14 protein-coding genes are annotated in these 18,523 nt (G+C 68.1%); 10 read left to right on the forward strand and 4 right to left on the reverse strand.

Annotated elements, in window-relative coordinates; all coding sequences use genetic code 11:
* Nucleotides 1-110 precede the first annotated feature (110 nt).
* The 3 genes from dnaE (at nt 111) to ACU0DV_RS10680 (ending at nt 5,425) form a co-directional block, all read left to right on the forward strand.
* A complete protein-coding gene (gene dnaE, locus ACU0DV_RS10670) occupies nt 111-3,611 on the forward strand; it encodes a DNA polymerase III subunit alpha (protein ID WP_100929275.1) in 3,501 nt (1,166 codons plus the stop codon).
* Between the two features lie 152 nt (nt 3,612-3,763).
* The gene (locus ACU0DV_RS10675; protein WP_446242796.1) at nt 3,764-4,723 is read left to right on the forward strand and encodes an MGMT family protein; all 960 of its coding nucleotides are present in this window, start codon (nt 3,764-3,766) and stop codon (nt 4,721-4,723) included.
* 75 nt (nt 4,724-4,798) lie between these two features.
* Nucleotides 4,799-5,425 (forward strand): glutathione S-transferase family protein, encoded by a 627-nt coding sequence (locus tag ACU0DV_RS10680; protein WP_446242797.1) that lies wholly within the window; start codon nt 4,799-4,801, stop codon nt 5,423-5,425.
* Nucleotides 5,426-5,678: 253 nt separating this feature from the next.
* On the opposite strand, the gene ACU0DV_RS10685 is transcribed toward ACU0DV_RS10680, so the two are convergent.
* Nucleotides 5,679-5,885 carry a SlyX family protein gene (locus ACU0DV_RS10685; RefSeq protein WP_254698121.1) on the reverse strand — a complete coding sequence of 69 codons (207 nt, stop codon included), beginning with the start codon at nt 5,883-5,885 and terminating at the stop codon, nt 5,679-5,681.
* A gap of 141 nt (nt 5,886-6,026) precedes the next feature.
* Between ACU0DV_RS10685 and hisS the strand changes: the two genes are divergently transcribed.
* Genes hisS through hisG form a run of 3 tightly spaced genes read left to right on the forward strand, consistent with a single transcriptional unit; the run spans nt 6,027 to nt 9,360 of the window.
* Nucleotides 6,027-7,577 (forward strand): histidine--tRNA ligase, encoded by a 1,551-nt coding sequence (gene hisS, locus ACU0DV_RS10690; protein ID WP_446242798.1) that lies wholly within the window; start codon nt 6,027-6,029, stop codon nt 7,575-7,577.
* Nucleotides 7,574-8,668, forward strand: a complete 1,095-nt coding sequence (locus ACU0DV_RS10695) for an ATP phosphoribosyltransferase regulatory subunit (RefSeq protein WP_446242799.1) — start codon at nt 7,574-7,576, stop codon at nt 8,666-8,668. Before hisS ends, ACU0DV_RS10695 begins: the two co-directional genes overlap by 4 nt.
* On the forward strand, nt 8,665-9,360 hold the full coding sequence (hisG, locus tag ACU0DV_RS10700; RefSeq protein ID WP_100929280.1) for an ATP phosphoribosyltransferase: 696 nt from the start codon (nt 8,665-8,667) through the stop codon (nt 9,358-9,360). The genes ACU0DV_RS10695 and hisG overlap by 4 nt, the downstream gene beginning before the upstream one ends.
* 93 nt (nt 9,361-9,453) lie before the next feature.
* Here the strand turns inward: hisG and ACU0DV_RS10705 are convergent, their stop codons facing one another.
* Nucleotides 9,454-10,767: an ABC1 kinase family protein gene (locus ACU0DV_RS10705; RefSeq protein ID WP_446242800.1), complete on the reverse strand. Its 1,314-nt coding sequence runs from the start codon at nt 10,765-10,767 to the stop codon at nt 9,454-9,456.
* Between the two features lie 109 nt (nt 10,768-10,876).
* A complete protein-coding gene (gene yghU / locus ACU0DV_RS10710; protein WP_446242801.1) occupies nt 10,877-11,710 on the reverse strand; it encodes a glutathione-dependent disulfide-bond oxidoreductase in 834 nt (277 codons plus the stop codon).
* Nucleotides 11,711-11,779: 69 nt separating this feature from the next.
* On the opposite strand from yghU, the gene ACU0DV_RS10715 reads away from it, so the two are divergent.
* Nucleotides 11,780-12,256 carry a YdcF family protein gene (locus tag ACU0DV_RS10715; RefSeq protein ID WP_446242802.1) on the forward strand — a complete coding sequence of 159 codons (477 nt, stop codon included), beginning with the start codon at nt 11,780-11,782 and terminating at the stop codon, nt 12,254-12,256.
* Between the two features lie 125 nt (nt 12,257-12,381).
* On the forward strand, nt 12,382-13,275 hold the full coding sequence (locus ACU0DV_RS10720; protein ID WP_446242803.1) for a hypothetical protein: 894 nt from the start codon (nt 12,382-12,384) through the stop codon (nt 13,273-13,275).
* Between the two features lie 55 nt (nt 13,276-13,330).
* On the opposite strand, the gene ACU0DV_RS10725 is transcribed toward ACU0DV_RS10720, so the two are convergent.
* Nucleotides 13,331-13,762 carry a DUF1489 family protein gene (locus ACU0DV_RS10725; RefSeq protein WP_100929285.1) on the reverse strand — a complete coding sequence of 144 codons (432 nt, stop codon included), beginning with the start codon at nt 13,760-13,762 and terminating at the stop codon, nt 13,331-13,333.
* A gap of 146 nt (nt 13,763-13,908) precedes the next feature.
* On the opposite strand from ACU0DV_RS10725, the gene ACU0DV_RS10730 reads away from it, so the two are divergent.
* Nucleotides 13,909-15,168: a SulP family inorganic anion transporter gene (locus ACU0DV_RS10730; RefSeq protein WP_446242804.1), complete on the forward strand. Its 1,260-nt coding sequence runs from the start codon at nt 13,909-13,911 to the stop codon at nt 15,166-15,168.
* A gap of 159 nt (nt 15,169-15,327) precedes the next feature.
* Nucleotides 15,328-17,829 (forward strand): adenosylcobalamin-dependent ribonucleoside-diphosphate reductase, encoded by a 2,502-nt coding sequence (locus tag ACU0DV_RS10735; protein ID WP_446242805.1) that lies wholly within the window; start codon nt 15,328-15,330, stop codon nt 17,827-17,829.
* The last annotated feature ends 694 nt before the right edge of the window (nt 17,830-18,523 follow it).

Genomic DNA, 18,523 nt, shown 5'->3' on the forward strand with positions numbered 1-18,523 from the left:
TGTCTGGGGGAAGGGGAGACACCAATTCGTGTAGCCGACCTCCGGGTTTCTGTCATCTTTCGCGTCGCGGGGTGTTCCAGCCGGTCCGTGAAACGCTGTAGTCTGCGGCCATGGCAGATCCGCGATTCATCCACCTCCGCACCCACACCGAATATTCCCTGCTCGAAGGCGCGCTCCGGCTGAAGAAGCTGCCGGGCATGTGCGCCGACATGGGGATGCCCGCCGTGGCGGTCACCGACACCAACAACCTGTTCGCCGCGCTGGAGTTTTCCGTCGGCGCCGCCGGGGCGGGCGTGCAGCCGATCATCGGCTGCCAGATCGACCTGCGTTATTTCGAGCACGCCCCGGGCGAGCGGATCAGGCCGCCGGCGCCGGTGGTGCTGCTGGCCCAGACGGAGCGCGGCTACGAGCATCTGATGAAGCTCAATTCCTGCCTGTACCTGCGCCGCGACAACGAACTGGCGCATGTGACGCTGGACGAACTGGAGGCGCATTCGGAGGACGTGATCTGCCTGTCGGGCGGGCCGGACGGGCCGGTGGGGAGGCTTCTGCGCACCAATTCGCGGGCGGCGGCGCAGACGCTGATGACCCGGCTGCATTCGATCTTCGAAGACCGGCTGTACGTCGAGCTGCAGCGCCACCCCGGCGAGGACGGCACGCCGCCCGAGGCGGAGCAACTGACGGAGCGCGGCTTTGTCGAGATGGCCTACGAGATGGGCCTGCCGCTGGTCGCGACGAACGACGTCTATTTCCCGAAGTCCACCATGTACGAGGCGCATGACGCGATGATCTGCATCGCGGAAGGCGCTTATGTCGACCAGCAGGAACCGCGCCGCCGCCTGACGCCACAGCACTACCTGAAGACCCCGCAGGAGATGGCGGTGCTGTTCGCCGACCTGCCGGAGGCGCTGGAAAACACCGTCGAGATCGCGAAGCGCTGCGCCTTCATGGCCTACCGCCGCGACCCGATCCTGCCGCGCTTTGCCGACGACGAGGTGACGGAACTGCGGCGCATGGCGAACGAGGGGCTGCAGGCGCGTCTGGCCGTGATCCCGCATGCCGTGCCGGTGGAGGAATACCAGAAGCGGCTCGACTTCGAGCTGGGGATCATCGAGGGGATGGGCTTCCCCGGCTACTTCCTGATCGTTGCGGACTTCATCCAGTGGGCGAAGGACCAGGATATCCCGGTCGGGCCGGGGCGGGGGTCGGGCGCGGGGTCGCTGGTGGCCTACGCGCTGACGATCACCGACCTCGACCCGCTGCGCTATTCGCTGCTGTTCGAACGCTTCCTGAACCCGGAACGCGTGTCGATGCCCGACTTCGACATCGACTTCTGCATGGATCGCCGCGAGGAGGTGATCCAGTACGTGCAGCAGAAGTACGGCCACGACCGGGTGGCGCAGATCATCACCTTCGGCGCGCTCCTGTCGAAGGCGGCAGTGCGCGACATGGGCCGGGTCCTGCAGATGCCTTACGGGCAGGTGGACCGGCTGTCGAAGATGATCCCGGTGGAGGGGGTGAAGCCCGTCTCCATCGAGCAGGCGCTGCGGGACGAGCCGCGGCTGGCCGAGGAGGCGCGGAACGAGGAGGTCGTCGACCGTCTGCTGAAGTACGGGATGCAGGTGGAGGGGCTGCTGCGCAGCGCGGGCACGCACGCCGCGGGGGTGGTCATCGCCGACCGCCCCACGGACGAGCTGGTGCCGCTCTACCGCGACCCGCGCTCCGACATGCCGGCGACGCAGTTCAACATGAAGTGGGTGGAGCAGGCCGGTCTGGTGAAGTTCGACTTCCTCGGCCTGAAGACGCTGACGGTGATCCAGAACGCCATGGACCTGATCTTCAAATCCGGGCGCCCGCTGCATGTCGCCGCCGACGGCACGCAGCTGTACGAGCCGCCGGAGGGGGCGGAGAACCAGATCAACCTGATCCCACTGGACGACAAGGTCACCTACAAGCTCTATGCCTCGGCCAAGACGGTGGCGGTGTTCCAGGTGGAAAGCTCGGGCATGATGGATGCGCTGAAGCGCATGAAGCCCACCTGCATCGAGGACATCGTGGCGCTTGTGGCGCTGTACCGCCCCGGCCCGATGGAGAACATCCCGGTCTATTGCGAGGTCAAGAACGGCCTGCGCGAGATCACGTCCGTCCATCCGTCCATCGACCACATCCTGGCCGAGACGCAGGGCATCATCGTTTACCAGGAACAGGTGATGCAGATCGCGCAGGAGATGGCGGGCTACTCGCTCGGCGGCGCCGACCTGCTGCGCCGCGCGATGGGCAAGAAGATCAAGGAGGCGATGGACGCCGAACGGCCCAAGTTCGAACAGGGCGCGGCGAAGAACGGGGTGGAGAAGAAGAAGGCCACCGAGGTCTTCGACCTTCTGGAGAAGTTCGCCAACTACGGCTTCAACAAGTCGCACGCGGCGGCCTACGCGGTGGTCAGCTACCAGACCGCGTGGCTCAAGGCGAACCACCCGGTGGAGTTCATGGCGGGCGTCATGAACTGCGATATCCACCTGACTGACAAGCTGGCCGTCTATTTCGAGGAGGTCCGCAAGGGGCTGGGCCTGCCGTGGGTGCCGCCCTGCGTGAACCGTTCGCTCGCGACCTTCGACGTGGTGGAGGGGCAGCTTGTCTATGCCCTGGGCGCGCTGAAGAACGTGGGCCTCGAAGCGATGAAGCTGGTGGTGGAGGGACGCGACGGGCGGCCGTTCTCGACCGTCTTCGACTTTGCCCGCCGCGTGGACCTGAAGAAGATCGGCAAGCGGCCTCTGGAGATGATGGCGCGGGCGGGCTGTTTCGACGTGCTCGACCCGAACCGCCGGCGGCTGTTCGATTCGCTCGACGCGCTGGTGGCCTATTCGGCGGCGATCCACGAGCAGAAGAGCTCCGCCCAGGTGTCGCTGTTCGGCGAGGCGGGCGACGACCTGCCGGAGCCGCGCCTGTCGCCTGTGTCCGACTGGCTGCCCGCCGAACGGCTGGCGGAGGAGTTCAAGGCGGTGGGCTTCTACCTGTCCGGTCACCCGCTCGACGATTACATGCCCGCGCTGAAGCGGCAGGACGTGGTGACGCTGGACGAGGTCATGGCCAAGGCCGAGCGCGGCCCGCTGGTGGCCAAGCTGGCGGGCGTCGTCGCCGGACGGCAGGAACGCAAGTCGGCGCGCGGCAACCGCTTTGCCTTTGCGCAGCTGTCGGACCCGACCGGCGCCTACGAGGTGACGCTGTTCTCCGAGACGCTGGAAAAGTCGCGCGAACACCTCGAGACCGGATCGAAGGTTGTCGTCACCGTCGAGGCGACGATGGAGAGCGATCAGCTGAAGCTGTTGGGCCGGGCGGTGATGCCGGTGGATGCGGCTGCGGCGCAGGGCGGCCCTTCGGGGATGCGGATCTTCGTCGACACGGAGATGGCGCTGAGCCAGATCGCCAGCGTGCTGGGCCGCGCCGCCGAGCAGTTGCCGAAGGCGCCGCGCGCGCCGATCGTGCTGCGGCTCGCGGCGCCGGGCCTGCCGGGCGAGGTGGAGATGGACCTTTCCGAACGCTTCCCCGTCACGCCGGAGATCAAGGGCGCGGTGAAATCGCTCGACGGGGTGCTGGCGGTCGAAGACTTCTGAGCCGGTCCCGGCGATCGCACGGGGGCTGCGCGGTGTGCGGAGGCCGCCGCGGAAAGGGGCGGTTTCCCGCCTGACGGGCAGACCTATCCCATGGGAGAGTGGACCTCGCGTGCGCTGCTGCTGTACGAGGGTCGAAACCGCCAGGGGACGAAATGCGCAAAGTTTTCATCGGAATGTCACTGGTCCTGCTGGCCTCGGGCTGCGGCGATCCCCTGAAGGACGTGCCGCGCCTGGCCGATGTGCCGGTGGAGACCGAGGCCGGGCAGGCCGATGTCCTTGCCACCAGTGCCGATGCCGAAACGCTTCCCGTCGCGCCCGTGGCCGACACCGCGCCGCAGCGGGGCCTGCTGGGTTTCCTGAAGGGCAAGGCCGACGCTGCGCAGGCCACGACGACGGTGGCTGCTGCGGAAGACGCTGCTGCGGACGAGGCCGTCACCGACGATCTGGACGACGTGGGCTCTGCCCCTGACGACGCGGAGGTGGTTGTCGTCGAAGCGGAGGAAGCGCCGCGGCGGCGCGGTCTCTTCGGGCTGGGCGGCGGCGGCGATGTGCAGCTTGCGGCGGCCACAACGTCTGGCGCGCCCCGGGTCAACCGCCGTGCGGCGCCGCGTCCCGGCGCCCCCGACGCGCGCGAGATCGCCTATGGCACCACCGTGCCTTACGGGCAGATCGCCCGGGTCTGCGGCGTGCCGGGCGCAAAGCTGGGGCCGGTCACGCAGACATGGCCCGAAGGCGGCCGGGGATACCAGCTGCACGACAGCACGCCCGGCTCGACCGGCGCGCATACGTTCTACATGACCGGCTTCAAGGACGGCTGCGCACGGCAGTTCACCGCCGCGCTGGTGATCTTCGGCTCGCCGGAAAGCTGGGAACAGATCCACTACGGCCCGGCGGGCGAATCCCTGCCGGTGCTGGCGACCGACGTGGCCTACGAGGGCGTGAAGTCCAAGGTCTGCCGCGTCGGCAAGGGCAAGCCCTGCGGCTCGCGCATGAAGGCGCTGGAGCGGGACACGGTCTTTGTCTCGGTCTACGAGCGGTTCGAGGACAACACCCGCTGGAAGAACATCCTTTTGCACGACGGCGAAGTGGTCGCCATGGACATGAAGAACTGAGGCACGGCGGCGGTGACGCCTTGTGCTTTCGGCCCGTTCCGTTAGGTTGATATCAAACCGATCCGGGAGGGGCAGATGCTGACCGTCTATGGCGAGGGCCGGGGATTCCGGGTCGTCTGGCTGCTGGAGGAGATGGGCCTGCCCTACCGCTTCCGCCCGGTCGACATGCTGGCCGGGGTGGAGAAGGACCCGGAGTTCCTGCAGATCAACCCCAGCGGGTTCATCCCGGCGCTGGTGGACGGCGACACGGTGATGGTCGAATCCATCGCCATCATGGACTACCTTCTGGCCCGTTACGGTCCGCACCCGCTTGCACCGGAGCCGCAGTCGGACGCCTTCGCGCCTTACCGGCAGTTCCTCATGATGGGCGAGGCGGGGCTTGCGGGCGCGTCCTACTGGGTGCTGAACGCGCGGTTCCTGCCCACGGAGGCCGAGCGCGACAACCCCACCGTCCGCCACGCGCTGCGCCAGTATCACAACCGGATGAAGCTGGTGCGCCGCCAGCTCGAACGCACGCGGTATCTTGCCGGAGACGGTTTCACCGCCGCCGACATCTCGGTCGCCTATGCGCTGCTCCAATCGTGGAAAAGCGCCGGGATCGCGCTGGAGGCGCCGGAGGCCGCCTACCTCGACCGCTGCCGCGACCGCGACGGCTTCAGGCGCGCGCTGGAGGTCTGCACGTCGCACGCCTCGTGGGGGTGAGAGGGGGCGTGACGCCGTTCGTGGTGCATCTGTCCGCTCGTCGGTGGCGAAAGGCCGGGATATCGGGGCTGGTGTACCCGGCATGGGATGGGTGTGGGCGCTGAGGTTTCCGGGGGAAACCTCGCTTGCCCACCGGCCGCGAAAGACGGGGCTTTCGGGACTGGTGCACCCGGCATGTCATGGGTGTGGGCGCTGAGGTTTCCGGGGGAAACCTCGCCTGCCCACCGGCCGCGAAAGGCGGGGCTTTCGCGGCCTAATAATGCGGTGGTTTTTCGTCGCCGAGGAAGATGCTGCCGGCGGTGTCGGCGTCCCGCTGGGCCTCGCGGCGGAGCAGGATTTCCACCCGCCGGGAAACGTCCCGCAATTCGCGGTCCTGTCGGGCCACCACGTCGGACAGGTCGTCGACCGTCCGGAGGAGGTGGGCCATCTGCTCTTCGAGGCGACTCATGTCATCGGTCATGTCCTGGTCCTCCTTCAGTTGGCAGAGGGCTCATGGTTATTTGCATGAGCCCGTCTCCGCAAGGGCAGGCTTGCTTGCCCATGCCACGCCTTCCCGGTAGAGGGTGCGCGACAATGCAGCAGTGTAACCGGGACCGGTGCCATGGCCAAAGTGAAGAAAGCCCCCCGCCCCAAGGCTCAGACGCCCAAGGGGTTCCGCGACTATTTCGGGCACGAGGTGCGTGAGCGCACCGAGATGCTGTCGAAGATCGCCGGGGTGTACCATCGGTACGGCTTCGAGGCGCTGGAGTCCTCGGCGGTGGAGACGGTCGAGGCGCTTGGCAAGTTCCTGCCCGACGTGGACCGCCCGAACGAGGGCGTATTCGCGTGGCAGGACGAGGACGACAACTGGATGGCGCTGCGCTACGACCTGACGGCGCCGCTGGCCCGGGTCTATGCCGAGCACCGCAACGACCTGCCGCTGCCCTACCGGCGCTTTGCCATGGGGCCGGTCTGGCGCAACGAGAAGCCGGGGCCGGGGCGCTACCGCCAGTTCTACCAGTGCGACGCGGACACCGTGGGCGCGGCGAGCGTGGCGGCGGATGCGGAGATCTGCGCGATGCTGGCGGACTGCCTCGAAGAGCTGGGCATCCCGCGCGGCGACTACCTGATCCGGGTGAACAACCGGAAGGTCCTGAACGGCGTGCTAACTTCCGTCACGCGTGGAGCCGAACAGAACGACATCGCTTCTATGTCAGCGGAAGGACGTCGAGCTTATCGCGATTTCGAGATGCAGGGACTGCAAAACGACGAGATACTCGATTCGATTTTGCGCCAGCTGGATAAGTTCGATAAAGTTGGAGCGGAAGGTGTTAGGCATCTTTTGACTGGTGGGCGGCATGACGCTTCCGGCGCTTTCATTGATGGCGTCAATCTGTCGGATGAAATGGCCGACGGCTTTATCGCTTTTCTTCAGGCAAAGCGTGAGACAAACGCGGAAACGCTGGCCCGGTTGAGAGAAATCCTTGCGCACTCGGCAGTGGGCTTGGAAGGCGTGGACGAACTGGCGGAGATCGCCGACCTTCTGGCCGCGCAGGGCTATGGCCCCGACCGGATCGTGATCGACCCTTCGGTGGTGCGCGGTCTGGGCTACTACACCGGGCCGGTGTTCGAGGCGGAGCTGACCTTCGAGATCCTCGACGAGAAGGGCCGCAAGCGGCAGTTCGGCTCGGTCGCGGGCGGCGGGCGCTACGACGATCTGGTGAAGCGCTTCACCGGGCAGGTGGTGCCTGCGACAGGTGTTTCCATCGGGGTGGACCGGCTGCTGGCGGCGCTGCGCGAGAAGGGCCGCGTCGGCGGGTCGGAGACCGGGCCGGTGGTCGTCACCGTGATGGACCGCGACCGCATGGCCGATTACCAGGCGATGGTGGCGGAGCTGCGGCAGGCGGGCATCCGGGCGGAGGTCTACCTCGGCAACCCGAAGAACTTCGGCAACCAGCTCAAGTACGCGGACAAGCGCCATTCGCCGGTGGCGGTCATCGAGGGCGGTGACGAGAAGGCGCGCGGCGTTGTGCAGATCAAGGACCTGATCCTCGGCGCGAAGATCGCCGAGAACGCCTCGCTCGAGGAATGGAAGGAACGGCCCTCGCAGTACGAGGTGGCCCGCGGCGACCTCGTGGCCAAGGTGCGCGAGATCCTGGAGGGGCAGGCGTGACCCTGCAGGCATACAGGGCGAAGGCCTTTGCGCTGCGCGACCGGTTCGAGGCGGCGGGTGCCGTGCCCGTCGACTGTGCCGTGCTGCAACCGGCGGAGGTGCTGCTGGACCTCTACGGCGAGGACGTGCGCACGCGCGCCTTCGTGACCGTCGATCCGGTGCGCGGCGAGGTCATGCTGCGCCCGGACTTCACCGTGCCGGTGGTGCAGATGCACATGGCCGAGGGCGCGGAGCCCGCGCGCTACACCTACGCGGGCGAGGTCTTTCGCCGGCAGGAGGATCACCCCGAGCGCGCGCCGGAGTATTTCCAGGTGGGTTACGAGGTCTTCGACCGCGCCGATCCGGCGCTTTCCGACGCAGAGGTCTTTGCCGCCTTCGCCGATGCGCTGGCGCCCTACGGCCTGCGCCCGGTGGTGGGCGACATCGGCATCCTGACGGCGGCGGTCTGGGGACTGAACACCACCGAGCAAAGGCGCACGGCGCTGATGCGGCACATCTGGCGGCCCCGGCGGTTCCGCGCGCTTCTGGACCGTTACGCGGGCCGGGTGCCGGTGCCCGCGTCGCGCACGGCGCTTCTGGCTTCCGACGATCCCATGGCGGGGGCGGGGCCGGTGATCGGCCTGCGCTCCGAAGAGGAGATCCGCGAACGGATCGAGGTGCTGCGCGCCGACGCGTCGGAGCCGCCGCTGGCGGACGAGGAGGTGGCGCTGATCGAGACGCTGCTGAAGGTGTCCGAGGATTGCCCGCACGCGCTGGAACACCTGCGCGACATCGCCGTGGACATGCCCGCCATCGGCGCGGCGGTGGACCGTTTCGGCGCGCGCTGCGACGCCATGGAGGCGCGTGGCGTGGACGTCACGCACCTGTCTTTCGAGGCGAGCTATGGCCGCACCTCGATGGAGTATTACGACGGTTTCGTCTTCGGGTTCCTCTGCCCGCAGCGGCCGGACTGGCCGGCGGTGGCGACCGGCGGGCGCTACGACGCGCTGACCCGGCAGCTTGGGCAGGGCCGCGAGATCCCGGCGGTGGGCGGCGTGATCCGCACCGGCCTGCTGGTCGACCTGGAGCGGATGCGGGAGGCGGGTCAATGACGATCAAGCTGGGCGTGCCCTCCAAGGGGCGGCTGATGGAGAAGACCTTCGACTGGTTCGGCGCGCGCGGCGTGATGCTGTCGCGCACCGGGTCGGAGCGGGAGTATTCCGGCGCGGTCGAGGGCGTGGACGGCATCGAACTGGTGCTGCTGTCGGCGGGCGAGATCCCGCGCGAACTCGCGGCGGGGCGGGTGCACCTTGGCGTGACGGGCACCGACCTTGTGCAGGAGAAGCTGGTGCAGTGGGATCAGAAGGTCGCGCCGCTGGCGGAACTGGGCTTTGGCCATGCGGACCTGATCGTGGCGGTGCCGCAGGCCTGGGTCGACGTGGACACGCTGGACGATCTGGACGGGGCGGCGGCGGCCTTCCGCGCGCGGCACGGTTTCAGGATGCGGATCGCGACGAAGTATCACCGGCTGGTGCGCGCCTACCTGCACATGGGCGGTGTGGCCGACTACCAGCTGGTCGACAGCCAGGGCGCGACCGAAGGCACGGTGAAGAACCTGACGGCGGAGGCGGTGGCAGACATCACCTCGACCGGCGAGACGCTGCGCGCCAACCAGCTGAAAATCCTCGGCGAAGAGCCGGTGCTGCGGTCGCAGGCGACGCTGTACCGGTCGCGGGTGGCGGAGCTTTCGGACCGGCAGCGCAGCTCCCTGCGGGCGCTGTGTGACTGCCTGGGGGTCGAATAACCAGCGTCAGGCGGCGTGTTGACGGGGGAGGCGGCGCAAAGCCCCGCCCTACGCGGTGGCGCGCCCCCCGGGGATGGCCCGGACGACCGGCCGTCAGGGCAGGTGATCGTCCAGCAGCGTGCCCAGCGGCACACGGGCCCGCATCCGCGTGGCGAGCAGCACCAGACCGGCGAGCTTGCGCTGCAGGTGGAGAGCGTCCATGTGCGGCACCTCCGCGTAGCCCTGCGTCAGGGTCAGGTGCTCGCCCATCCGCCGCAACGTGTTGAGCAGCGTGGTATCGCCGAAGTCGAAGGGCGCCCCGGATGTCAGCACCGGGCGGATCAGCGCGGCCATGTCGAGGATCGTGTTAACCTGATCGGCGGGCGTCGTATCGGTGATGAAGCCGGTGTCCGCCAGTGCCTGCCGGAGCGCGTCGGGGTCGCCCCGGCGGGTGGCGTCCAGGAGGGCGCGGAAGCGGGCGGTGCTTTCCGGTGTGAAGGCGCGGGTGGCACCGAAGTCCAGGAGCACGATGCGGCTGCCGTCCGGTGTCAGCCGGTAGTTGGCGAAGTTCGGGTCGGTCTGGACGAGCCGCCAGTGAAAGAGTTCCCGCAGGAAGAGCGTGAAGAGGCGGGTGAGGGCGGTGTCGCGTTGTGCCTGTTCTGCGTCTTCCAGCGTGTCGATCGGATGGCTCTCGATGAAGTCCATGGCGAGGATGCGCGGCGTCGAGAGGTCCGCGTGCGGGCGGGGCACGACAAAGGCGGGGTCGTCCTTCAGGAGGTCGTGGAAGCGCGCGAGGCGGGTGGCCTCGAGGGCATAGTCGGCCTCTTCCTCCAGTTGCGCCGTGGCCTCTGCCAGCAGGGGCGCGAGGTCGAGCGTCCTGGGCAGGAGGCCCGAGGCGCGCAGCAGGGTGCCGAGGTTGGCCACGTCGGCGCGGATCGCCTGCGCGATGCCGGGATACTGGATCTTGAGGGCGAGGTCGCGCCCGTCGGCGGCGGTCACGCGGTGGACCTGCCCGATGGAGGCGGCGGCGCGCGGGCGGGGATCGAACTGCCGGAAACGTTTCAGCGCGTCCGGGCCGTATTCCGCCATGAGCACCTGTTTCAACTGGCGGGGCGGCATGTGGTGGGCATCGTCGCGCAGGCGGGCCAGCACGCGGGCCAGGTCGGGCGGCAGGAGGTCGCTGTTCTCCATCGACAGGAGCTGGCCCAGCTTCATCGCGGCGCCGCGCATCCGGGCGAGTTCGCGCGTCAGACGGTTGACGTTGCCGGGGGTCAGGAGGAGGGCGCGGCGGTCGGGCCGCTCGCCGCGCAGCATGCTGCCCGCGGCGCCGAGCGCGGCGCTGCCCGCGATGCCGGTGGCAAGGGAGCCCAGACCGGCGGCACGGGCGAAGCGGGAGCGGGGAACGGCGCGGGGGCGTTTGGGGTCCATGCTGCGCCAGATAGCGGGGTCCGCGGGTCCGGCCAGACGGGCTGTCGCGGATGTGACGCGACGGTGGGGAGGGCTGGGCGGCGCAAAGCCCCGCCCTGCCTTGTGTGGGTCAGCCTTTGAGGACGGCGTCGATGTCCGCCGCGCTGTGGCGCTCCTCGACGAAGCCGTCGCCGGTGCGGTTGACGATGCGGCCACGCTGCACCGGTTCACGCTCCTGCAGCTCGTCCGCCCAGCGGAGCACGTTCTTGTAGCTCTGCACGTCGAGGAACTCGCCCGCGTCATAGGCCTGCCCGTGTACGGTGCGCCCGTACCACGGCCAGATCGCCATGTCGGCGATGGTGTAGTGGTCGCCCACCATGTAGCGGCTGGAGGCGAGGTGGCGATCCAGCACGTCGAGCTGGCGCTTCACCTCCATCGTGAAGCGGTTGATCGGGTATTCGTACTTCTCCGGCGCGTAGGCGTAGAAGTGCCCGAAGCCGCCGCCGAGGTAGGGCGCGCTGCCCATCTGCCAGAACAGCCAAGAGAGCATCTCGGCCCGCTGGTCCTTGGGCCCGAGGAAGGCGTCGAACTTCTCGGCCAGGTGCATGAGGATGGCGGCGGATTCGAAGACCCGCACGGGCGCGTCGCCGGTGTGATCCATCAGCGCCGGGATCTTGGAGTTGGGGTTCGCCTCGACGAAACCGGAGCCGAACTGGTCGCCGTCGCCGATCCTGATCAGCCAGGCGTCGTATTCCGCCGCGTGACCTGCGGCCAGCAGCTCCTCGAAGAGGATGGTCACCTTCTGGCCGTTGGGCGTGCCCATGGAATAGAGCTGGTAGGGATGATCGCCCACGGGCAGGACCTTGTCGTGCGTGGCGCCTGCAACCGGACGGTTGAGGTTGGCCCAGGTGCCGCCGGACGGCTGGTCCCAGGTCCAGACTTTCGGGGGAACGTATTCGGTCATTGTGGTCTCCTGTCGCTTGCCTGCAACGTAAGGGATGGGACGGGGAATGCCAGAGGGGGATCTGTGCGGATGCGCGTTGCACTTGTGCTGGGAGCGAAGGTTCAGGAGGACGGCGCGCCGTCGCCCGCGCTGCGCCGCAGGGCAGAGCACGCGGCCGGTCTGTACCTGCGGGGCGAGGTGGGCCGCATCCTTGCCTCCGGCGGGGCGCTGTGGGGCGGTCCGAGCGAAGCGGCGGTGATCGCGCGGGTCTGCGCGGAGGCGGGCGTGCCCGAGGCGGTCCTGACGCTGGAGCAGGCGGCCCGGTCGACGGCGGAGAACCTGATGCTGTCGCGGCCGCTGCTGGAGGCGCTGGACGCGGCCGAGGTGGTGGTCGTGACGGACGGCTTCCACGCGCCCAGGGTGCGGCTTCTGGCGCGGCGGATGGGGATGGCGGTGCGGCTCTCCTGTCCGGAGGCGCCGCCGCTGCCGCTGCGCCGACGGCTGCTGCTCAGGGCGCGGGAGGGGGCGGCGCTGGCGCTGTGCCTGCTGCGCGGAACGGGGCGCTGAAGGGCGGGCCGGGTGGACGGGCCACCATCCGAAGCGTTGCGCCGAAGGGGCGTTTCGGCTTGCCGGAATGGTGCCGCGAAGGTTAACATCGCCCCAGAACAAACAGAAAAAACTGTGAGGCAGTAATGAGCAGAATTTTGACGGTCGCCCTGTGCGGCCTTGCGTGGGCTGTGCCTGCGGGTGCGCAGCAACTCGACCATTCCACGGCAATCGGGCTGGGCTACAGCCACCTGTCGCTCGACGGCGAGGGGGCGAATGCGTACTCCCTCGAAGGGGAGAGCATCCTGCGCTTCGGTCAGATCGAGACGGGGGTCGACCTTGGCTTCAACCGGCTGAATGAAGACGGTTCGCGGGTCGACCAGACATCGGTCGAGATCGCGCCGTCCTACTGGTTCACCCCGGGCTTCGGCATCGGCGTCTACGGCGCGCGGGACACGCTCGACTTCGAGGGCACGGACCTGACCCTGAACAGCTACGGTGTCGAGGCGCAGGTGCGTGCGGCCGCGATGAGCGGCACGCTGTTCGTCGGCGAGACGGACGTGGACCTGCTGGGGCTCGACGCCACCACGAAGGACGTGGGCCTGCGGGTGCGCGCCGACCTCACGCCGCAGGCGAGCGTCTGGGGCAGCATGGTGCGGTCGGATATCGAGGAGACCGACTCGGACGCCCGCACTTGGGGAATCGGCGGCAGCCTGATGGTCAACGACGGTTTCAGCACCTTCGCCAGCTACCAGTCGAGCGAGATCGACGGCACCGGCGGCGACGTGAACGTGGCGGCGATCGGCATGTCCTGGACGACGTTCGTGGGCGGACAGGAAGTCATGCTGAGCGGCGAATACGCCTCGGCCAGCGGGTCCTCGATGCTGGGGTCGTCCGATGGCAACCGCGTGTCGCTGGGCGCGACGATCCTTCTGGGCGATGCGCAGCAGAAGCGGACGCCGGCGCATACGGTCACGCACAACACGCTGCGCGGCGAGCGCAACGGACTGTCGGGGCTTTTCGGGTCCTTCGGGTTCTGAAGGCCTGTCGGCACGTTACGGCGAGGGGGCGGTCTGCGGGCCGCCCTTTTGCGTTTCAGATCACGCCGATCTCTGCCAGCGCGCCGGCCAGTTCGGGCGGCAGCGGGTCCTCTGCCGCGCGGGAGGCGGGCAGGTCGGCGGGGGCGTCGCCGGGGGCGAGGTAGCGCCAGCCCTGAAAGGGGCGCTTGGGCGTCGTCTGCACGCGGATCAGCCCGGGCTCCAGCACGATGGCGCAGCGTTCGATGCCGTCCTGCCCGGTGACCCGGTCGAGCCGTGCGATTCGCTGCCGGGCCTGGATCAGGCCCTTGATGACCCAGAAGATCGAGCCGCCGTTCAGCACCTCGGACTCGCGCCGGGGCCACATGCGTGTGACGTGGCGGGGCATCCCTTCGGGCCAGCGCGGCGCCTGCGCGGTCTGCCACGCGGCCAAGTCCTCGACCGACTCGGTGCCGACGGAGAGTTTCAGGAGGTGGACGGTGGCAGGCATCGTGACGGCCTCGGCGCTTGGGTTGGGGTGCCCCTGTCGGGAGCTACAAGATAAGGTGTTGCCCTGCGGACGCAAGCCCGCGCGACCGTCTTGCATGGCGGGCGCGGCGGGGGCATGACTGGTCAAGCGTGTGCGCGGAGGCCGTGATGACGCCGAAGATCCTGACAACGATGAAAACATACGACCGGGAGACCCTGCGCGCCGACGTGCTGGCGGGGATCACGGTGGCCATGGTGGCGCTGCCGCTGAGCCTTGCCATCGCGGTGGCATCCGGGGCCGGGCCGGAGAAGGGGCTGGTGACGGCCATCGTCGGCGGCTTCCTGATCTCGCTCTTGGGCGGCAGCCGGGTGCAGATCGGCGGCCCGACGGGTGCCTTCATCGTGGTGGTCTACGGGGTGATCGCCGAGCACGGCTACGACGGGCTGGTTCTGGCGACGCTGATGGGCGGGCTGATCCTGCTGGTCGCGGGCGCGCTGAAGGCCGGGCGGCTGATCCGTCTGGTGCCGGAGCCGGTGATAAACGGCTTCACCATCGGGATCGCGGTGATCATCGCCACCAGCCAGCTGAAGGACCTGCTGGGTCTCGACGCGGCTGTCCCGGCGGAGTTCTTCGCCAAGCTGGGCGCGCTTTGGGACGCGCGCGGCGCGGTCAGCGGTGCGGCCCTGGGGGCGGGGATCGCCGCGATGGTGCTGATCGTCGCGCTGCGCCGGGCCTTCCCGAAGCTGCCGGGGCTGATCGTCGCGGTGGCGCTGGTCTCTGCCGTGGTGGCGGTGGTGGACCTGCCGGTGGACACCATCCGCAGCCGGTTCGGCGACCTGCCGCGCAGCCTGCCGCTGCCCGCCATGCCCGAGGTCACGCTGGCGCGGCTGGCGGAACTGCTGCCCTCCGCCCTGATCATCGCCTTCCTCGCCGGGATCGAGTCGCTGCTGTCTGCCATGGTCGCGGACCGGATGAGCGGCGGCCACCACCGCCCCAACGCGGAACTGCTGGCGCAGGGCGCGGCGAACGTCGGGTCGGCGCTGTTCGGCGGTCTGCCCGCCACCGGCGCCATCGCCCGGACGGCGACCAACGTGCGCGCCGGAGGGCGGACGCCGGTGGCGGGGCTCGTGCACGCGGTGACCATCCTCGTGGTGATGCTGGTGGCGGCGCCGCTGGCCGGGTACATGGCGATGCCCGCGCTGGCCGGTCTGCTGATCCTCACCGCGTGGAACATGAGCGAACCGCACCGCTGGGCCGCTTACCTGAAAGAGCGCCGCTCGGATCAGGTGCTGCTGGTGCTGACCTTCGTGCTGACGGTGGTGGCCGACCTGACGGTGGCCATCGGGACCGGCGTGGCGCTGGGGCTGGCACTGCGCCTCGCCCGGCGGCAGGTGCCGGACGCCGACTGGGAGCCGCGCGACCGCTGAGTACCGGACAGCTAGGCCCCCTCCGGTGACGTCGCAATACCTTCGCTGGCCAACAGCACTTCCGCACGATATGGTGTCCGTCTGATCCCCGACTCCAACAAGTTGCGTGACTTGCCCCCGTTCAGCCTGTCTTCCCTCGTCGAAGGAGAATCACCCGCCATGACTCGTTTCGCCGCGCCCATTGCCGAACAGATCTGGGACATGAAGTACCGCCTCAAGGAGGCGGATGGCACACCCGTCGATCTGTCGGTGGAAGACACCTGGCGGCGCATCGCCCGCGCGCTGGCGAAGGTCGAGGCGGAGCCGTCGGCCTGGGAAGAGCGGTTCTACGCCGCGCTGGAGGACTTCAAGTACCTGCCCGCGGGCCGCATCACCGCGGGCGCCGGCACGGCCCGCTCCGTCACGCTGTTCAACTGCTTCGTCATGGGCACTATCCCCGACACCATGGGCGGCATCTTCGACATGCTGAAGGAGGCCGCGCTGACCATGCAGCAGGGCGGCGGCATCGGCTACGACTTCTCCACCATCCGGCCCAAGGGCGCGCCGGTCACGGGCGTGGCCGCCGACGCCTCTGGCCCCTTGTCCTTCATGGACGTCTGGGACGCCATGTGCCGCACGATCATGTCCGCAGGCAGCCGCCGCGGTGCGATGATGGCGACCATGCGCTGCGACCATCCGGACATCGAGGCCTTCATCGGCGCAAAGTCCGACAGCGCCCGGCTGCGGATGTTCAACCTCTCCGTGCTCGTGACCGACGCCTTCATGGAGGCGGTGAAGGCCGACGGCCCGTGGGAGCTGCAGTTCGACGGCACGGTCTATCACACCGTGCAGGCGCGCGACCTGTGGAACCGCATCATGCGCGCGACCTACGACTACGCCGAGCCGGGGGTGATCTTCATCGACCGGATCAACAAGGCCAACAACCTCAACTACGTGGAGACGATCGCCGCCACCAACCCCTGCGGCGAGCAGCCCCTGCCGCCCTACGGCGCCTGCCTGCTGGGATCGGTGAACCTTGCCCGGCTGGTGGCCGAGCCCTTCACCGAGGCCGCCCGCCTCGACGAGGAGGCGCTGGACGAACTGGTGACCTGCGCCGTGCGGATGATGGACAACGTGGTCGACGCCTCGCGCTTCCCCCTGCCGCAGCAGGCCGAGGAGGCGAAGAACAAGCGCCGCATCGGCCTGGGTGTGACCGGGCTGGCGGACGCGCTTCTGATGATGGGCCAGCGCTACGGGTCCGAGGCCGCCGCCGATCAGGCCGAACGCTGGCTGAAACGGATCGCCCGCGCCGCCTACCTCGCGTCTGTCGAGCTGGCGAAGGAGAAGGGCGCCTTCCCGCTTTTCGACGCCGAGAAGTACCTCGCCTCCGGCAACATGATGGCGATGGATGAGGACGTCCGCGAGGCGGTCCGCGCGCACGGCATCCGCAACGCGCTGGTCACCTCCATCGCGCCGACCGGGACGATCTCGCTTTACGCCGGGAACGTGTCGTCGGGGATCGAGCCGGTCTTTGCCTACGCCTACACCCGCAAGGTGCTGCAGAAGGACGGCACCCGGACGGAGGAAGAGGTCGTCGACTACGCGGTGCAGATGTACCGCGCGGTGCACGGCGAGGAAGCGGAGCTGCCCGACTACTTCGTGAACGCCCAGACGCTGGCGCCTTTGGAACACGTCCGGATGCAGGCCGCCGCCCAGAAGTGGGTCGACAGCTCGATCTCCAAGACGATCAACTGCCCGGAGGACATCTCCTTCGAGGACTTCAAGGAAGTCTACATGGCGGCCTACGAGACGGGCTGCAAAGGCTGCACCACCTACCGCCCCAACGACGTGACCGGGTCGGTGCTGAGCGTGTCGGAGGAGAAGAAGGCCGAGAAGTTCATTGGTTTCGGTGAAGCTTTGAAATGGCGCATGGAAGCGACCGGAAAGAAGATCACCGAAGTCGTTTCCGAGTCGGGTGTTTCGCGTGACGTGATCAACAAGCTTCTCTCACGGGAGGGCAGCTCTACCAACGCCGAGAATGCGATCGCGATCGCCCGTGCATTCGGTCTCGATGTTGACGGGTTCATGTCCCGGGCCGCCCCTCCCGAGGTCGTCGCCAATTCCGACGCCGAACCCCAGACCCCGCACGGCGACGTGATCTACATGTCCGAACCCTTCGACCGGCCCGAGCACCTGGAGGGCAACACCTACAAGCTGAAGTGGCCCGACAGCGAACACGCGATCTACCTGACGATCAACGACATCATTGTAGGCGGACGGCGCCGGCCCTTCGAGGTCTTCATCAACTCCAAGAACATGGAGCATTTCGCCTGGACCGTGGCGCTGACCCGGATGATCTCGGCGGTCTTCCGGCGCGGCGGGGACGTATCCTTCGTGGTCGAGGAACTCAAGGCCGTCTTCGACCCGCGCGGTGGCGCATGGGTGCAGGGCAAGTATATCCCCTCGATCCTCGCGGCCATCGGCGGCGTGATCGAACGCCACATGATCGCGATCGGCTTCCTGGAGGGCGAGGGCAAGGGCCTGAAGTCCGACCCCACCGCCAAGGTCGTTGGCCTCGACGCCCCCCGCGGCAAGGCCTGCCCCTCCTGCGGCCAGTTCACGATGATGATGGTCGAAGGCTGCATGACCTGCGCCTCCTGCGGCCACTCGAAGTGCGGGTGAGTGGGGGCTTGTGATAGTCATGTGGCGCGCCACGCGACATGACCTAACCGTCTCACAAGGTCATTTTGGCTGAGGTGATAAGGAAACGGCCTCGGGGCGTACCCGAGGCCGTTTGCAGGTCTGGCTGTGGCGACGCCTAGTGGTGTTTTGCTGGGCAGCAGGCGAAGTCGACCTTCGTTGCGCATCGTGTGATCGTATGAACGAAGACAGGCGCAGCAAGTGGTTGCGGTTCCGCCTGTATCAGATCTTAGTTTGTCAGGAGCAGGCTAATTGCCCCGTTCATCTTGGCGCTGGTTGCTGCCGGTGTCGGCCTGAAGGCGCGACTCGGCTTCGACCTGCTCTTGTAGGCCGAACTCCCGGGAGCCGACGTTCTACTGCCGCGCAAGGTGTCAGCCGTAAGGGTAGCTAAGCGCCAGCGGAGGTGTTCGGACAGAAGGAGGCGTCGGTAGGCGCCGCGTCCCAACGACACGTCGGGCCGAAATGGAGCTGGGCACCATCCTTCATCGGACTGATTTCGCGCTTTAATATCGCTAAAATAGGATCTGGACATAGGCTGACCTGCCACTGAACTTTCATCCAGCCACGACCGGAGCCCGGTTAGTGTTTACGCCGGTTGGCGCAGGTTGAGCAATCGCCCGGCGCGCGGAGCTTTCATCTCGCGCAGCGGGGCGGGCGATTGCGGTGGTCAGGGTCC

The organism is Sagittula sp. (assembly GCF_052825245.1).

Excerpts from the sequence above, each read along its gene's own strand:
- ACU0DV_RS10715 (WP_446242802.1), top strand. The coding sequence starts at position 11,780 with ATGCGCGTTGCACTTGTGCTGGGAGCGAAGGTTCAGGAGGACGGCGCG.
- ACU0DV_RS10705 (WP_446242800.1), bottom strand. The coding sequence starts at position 10,767 with ATGGACCCCAAACGCCCCCGCGCCGTTCCCCGCTCCCGCTTCGCCCGT.
- ACU0DV_RS10725 (WP_100929285.1), bottom strand. The coding sequence starts at position 13,762 with ATGCCTGCCACCGTCCACCTCCTGAAACTCTCCGTCGGCACCGAGTCG.
- hisS (WP_446242798.1), top strand. The coding sequence starts at position 6,027 with ATGGCCAAAGTGAAGAAAGCCCCCCGCCCCAAGGCTCAGACGCCCAAG.
- ACU0DV_RS10675 (WP_446242796.1), top strand. The coding sequence starts at position 3,764 with ATGCGCAAAGTTTTCATCGGAATGTCACTGGTCCTGCTGGCCTCGGGC.
- ACU0DV_RS10730 (WP_446242804.1), top strand. The coding sequence starts at position 13,909 with ATGACGCCGAAGATCCTGACAACGATGAAAACATACGACCGGGAGACC.
- ACU0DV_RS10720 (WP_446242803.1), top strand. The coding sequence starts at position 12,382 with ATGAGCAGAATTTTGACGGTCGCCCTGTGCGGCCTTGCGTGGGCTGTG.
- yghU (WP_446242801.1), bottom strand. The coding sequence starts at position 11,710 with ATGACCGAATACGTTCCCCCGAAAGTCTGGACCTGGGACCAGCCGTCC.
- dnaE (WP_100929275.1), top strand. The coding sequence starts at position 111 with ATGGCAGATCCGCGATTCATCCACCTCCGCACCCACACCGAATATTCC.
- ACU0DV_RS10680 (WP_446242797.1), top strand. The coding sequence starts at position 4,799 with ATGCTGACCGTCTATGGCGAGGGCCGGGGATTCCGGGTCGTCTGGCTG.
- ACU0DV_RS10685 (WP_254698121.1), bottom strand. The coding sequence starts at position 5,885 with ATGACCGATGACATGAGTCGCCTCGAAGAGCAGATGGCCCACCTCCTC.
- ACU0DV_RS10735 (WP_446242805.1), top strand. The coding sequence starts at position 15,328 with ATGACTCGTTTCGCCGCGCCCATTGCCGAACAGATCTGGGACATGAAG.
- hisG (WP_100929280.1), top strand. The coding sequence starts at position 8,665 with ATGACGATCAAGCTGGGCGTGCCCTCCAAGGGGCGGCTGATGGAGAAG.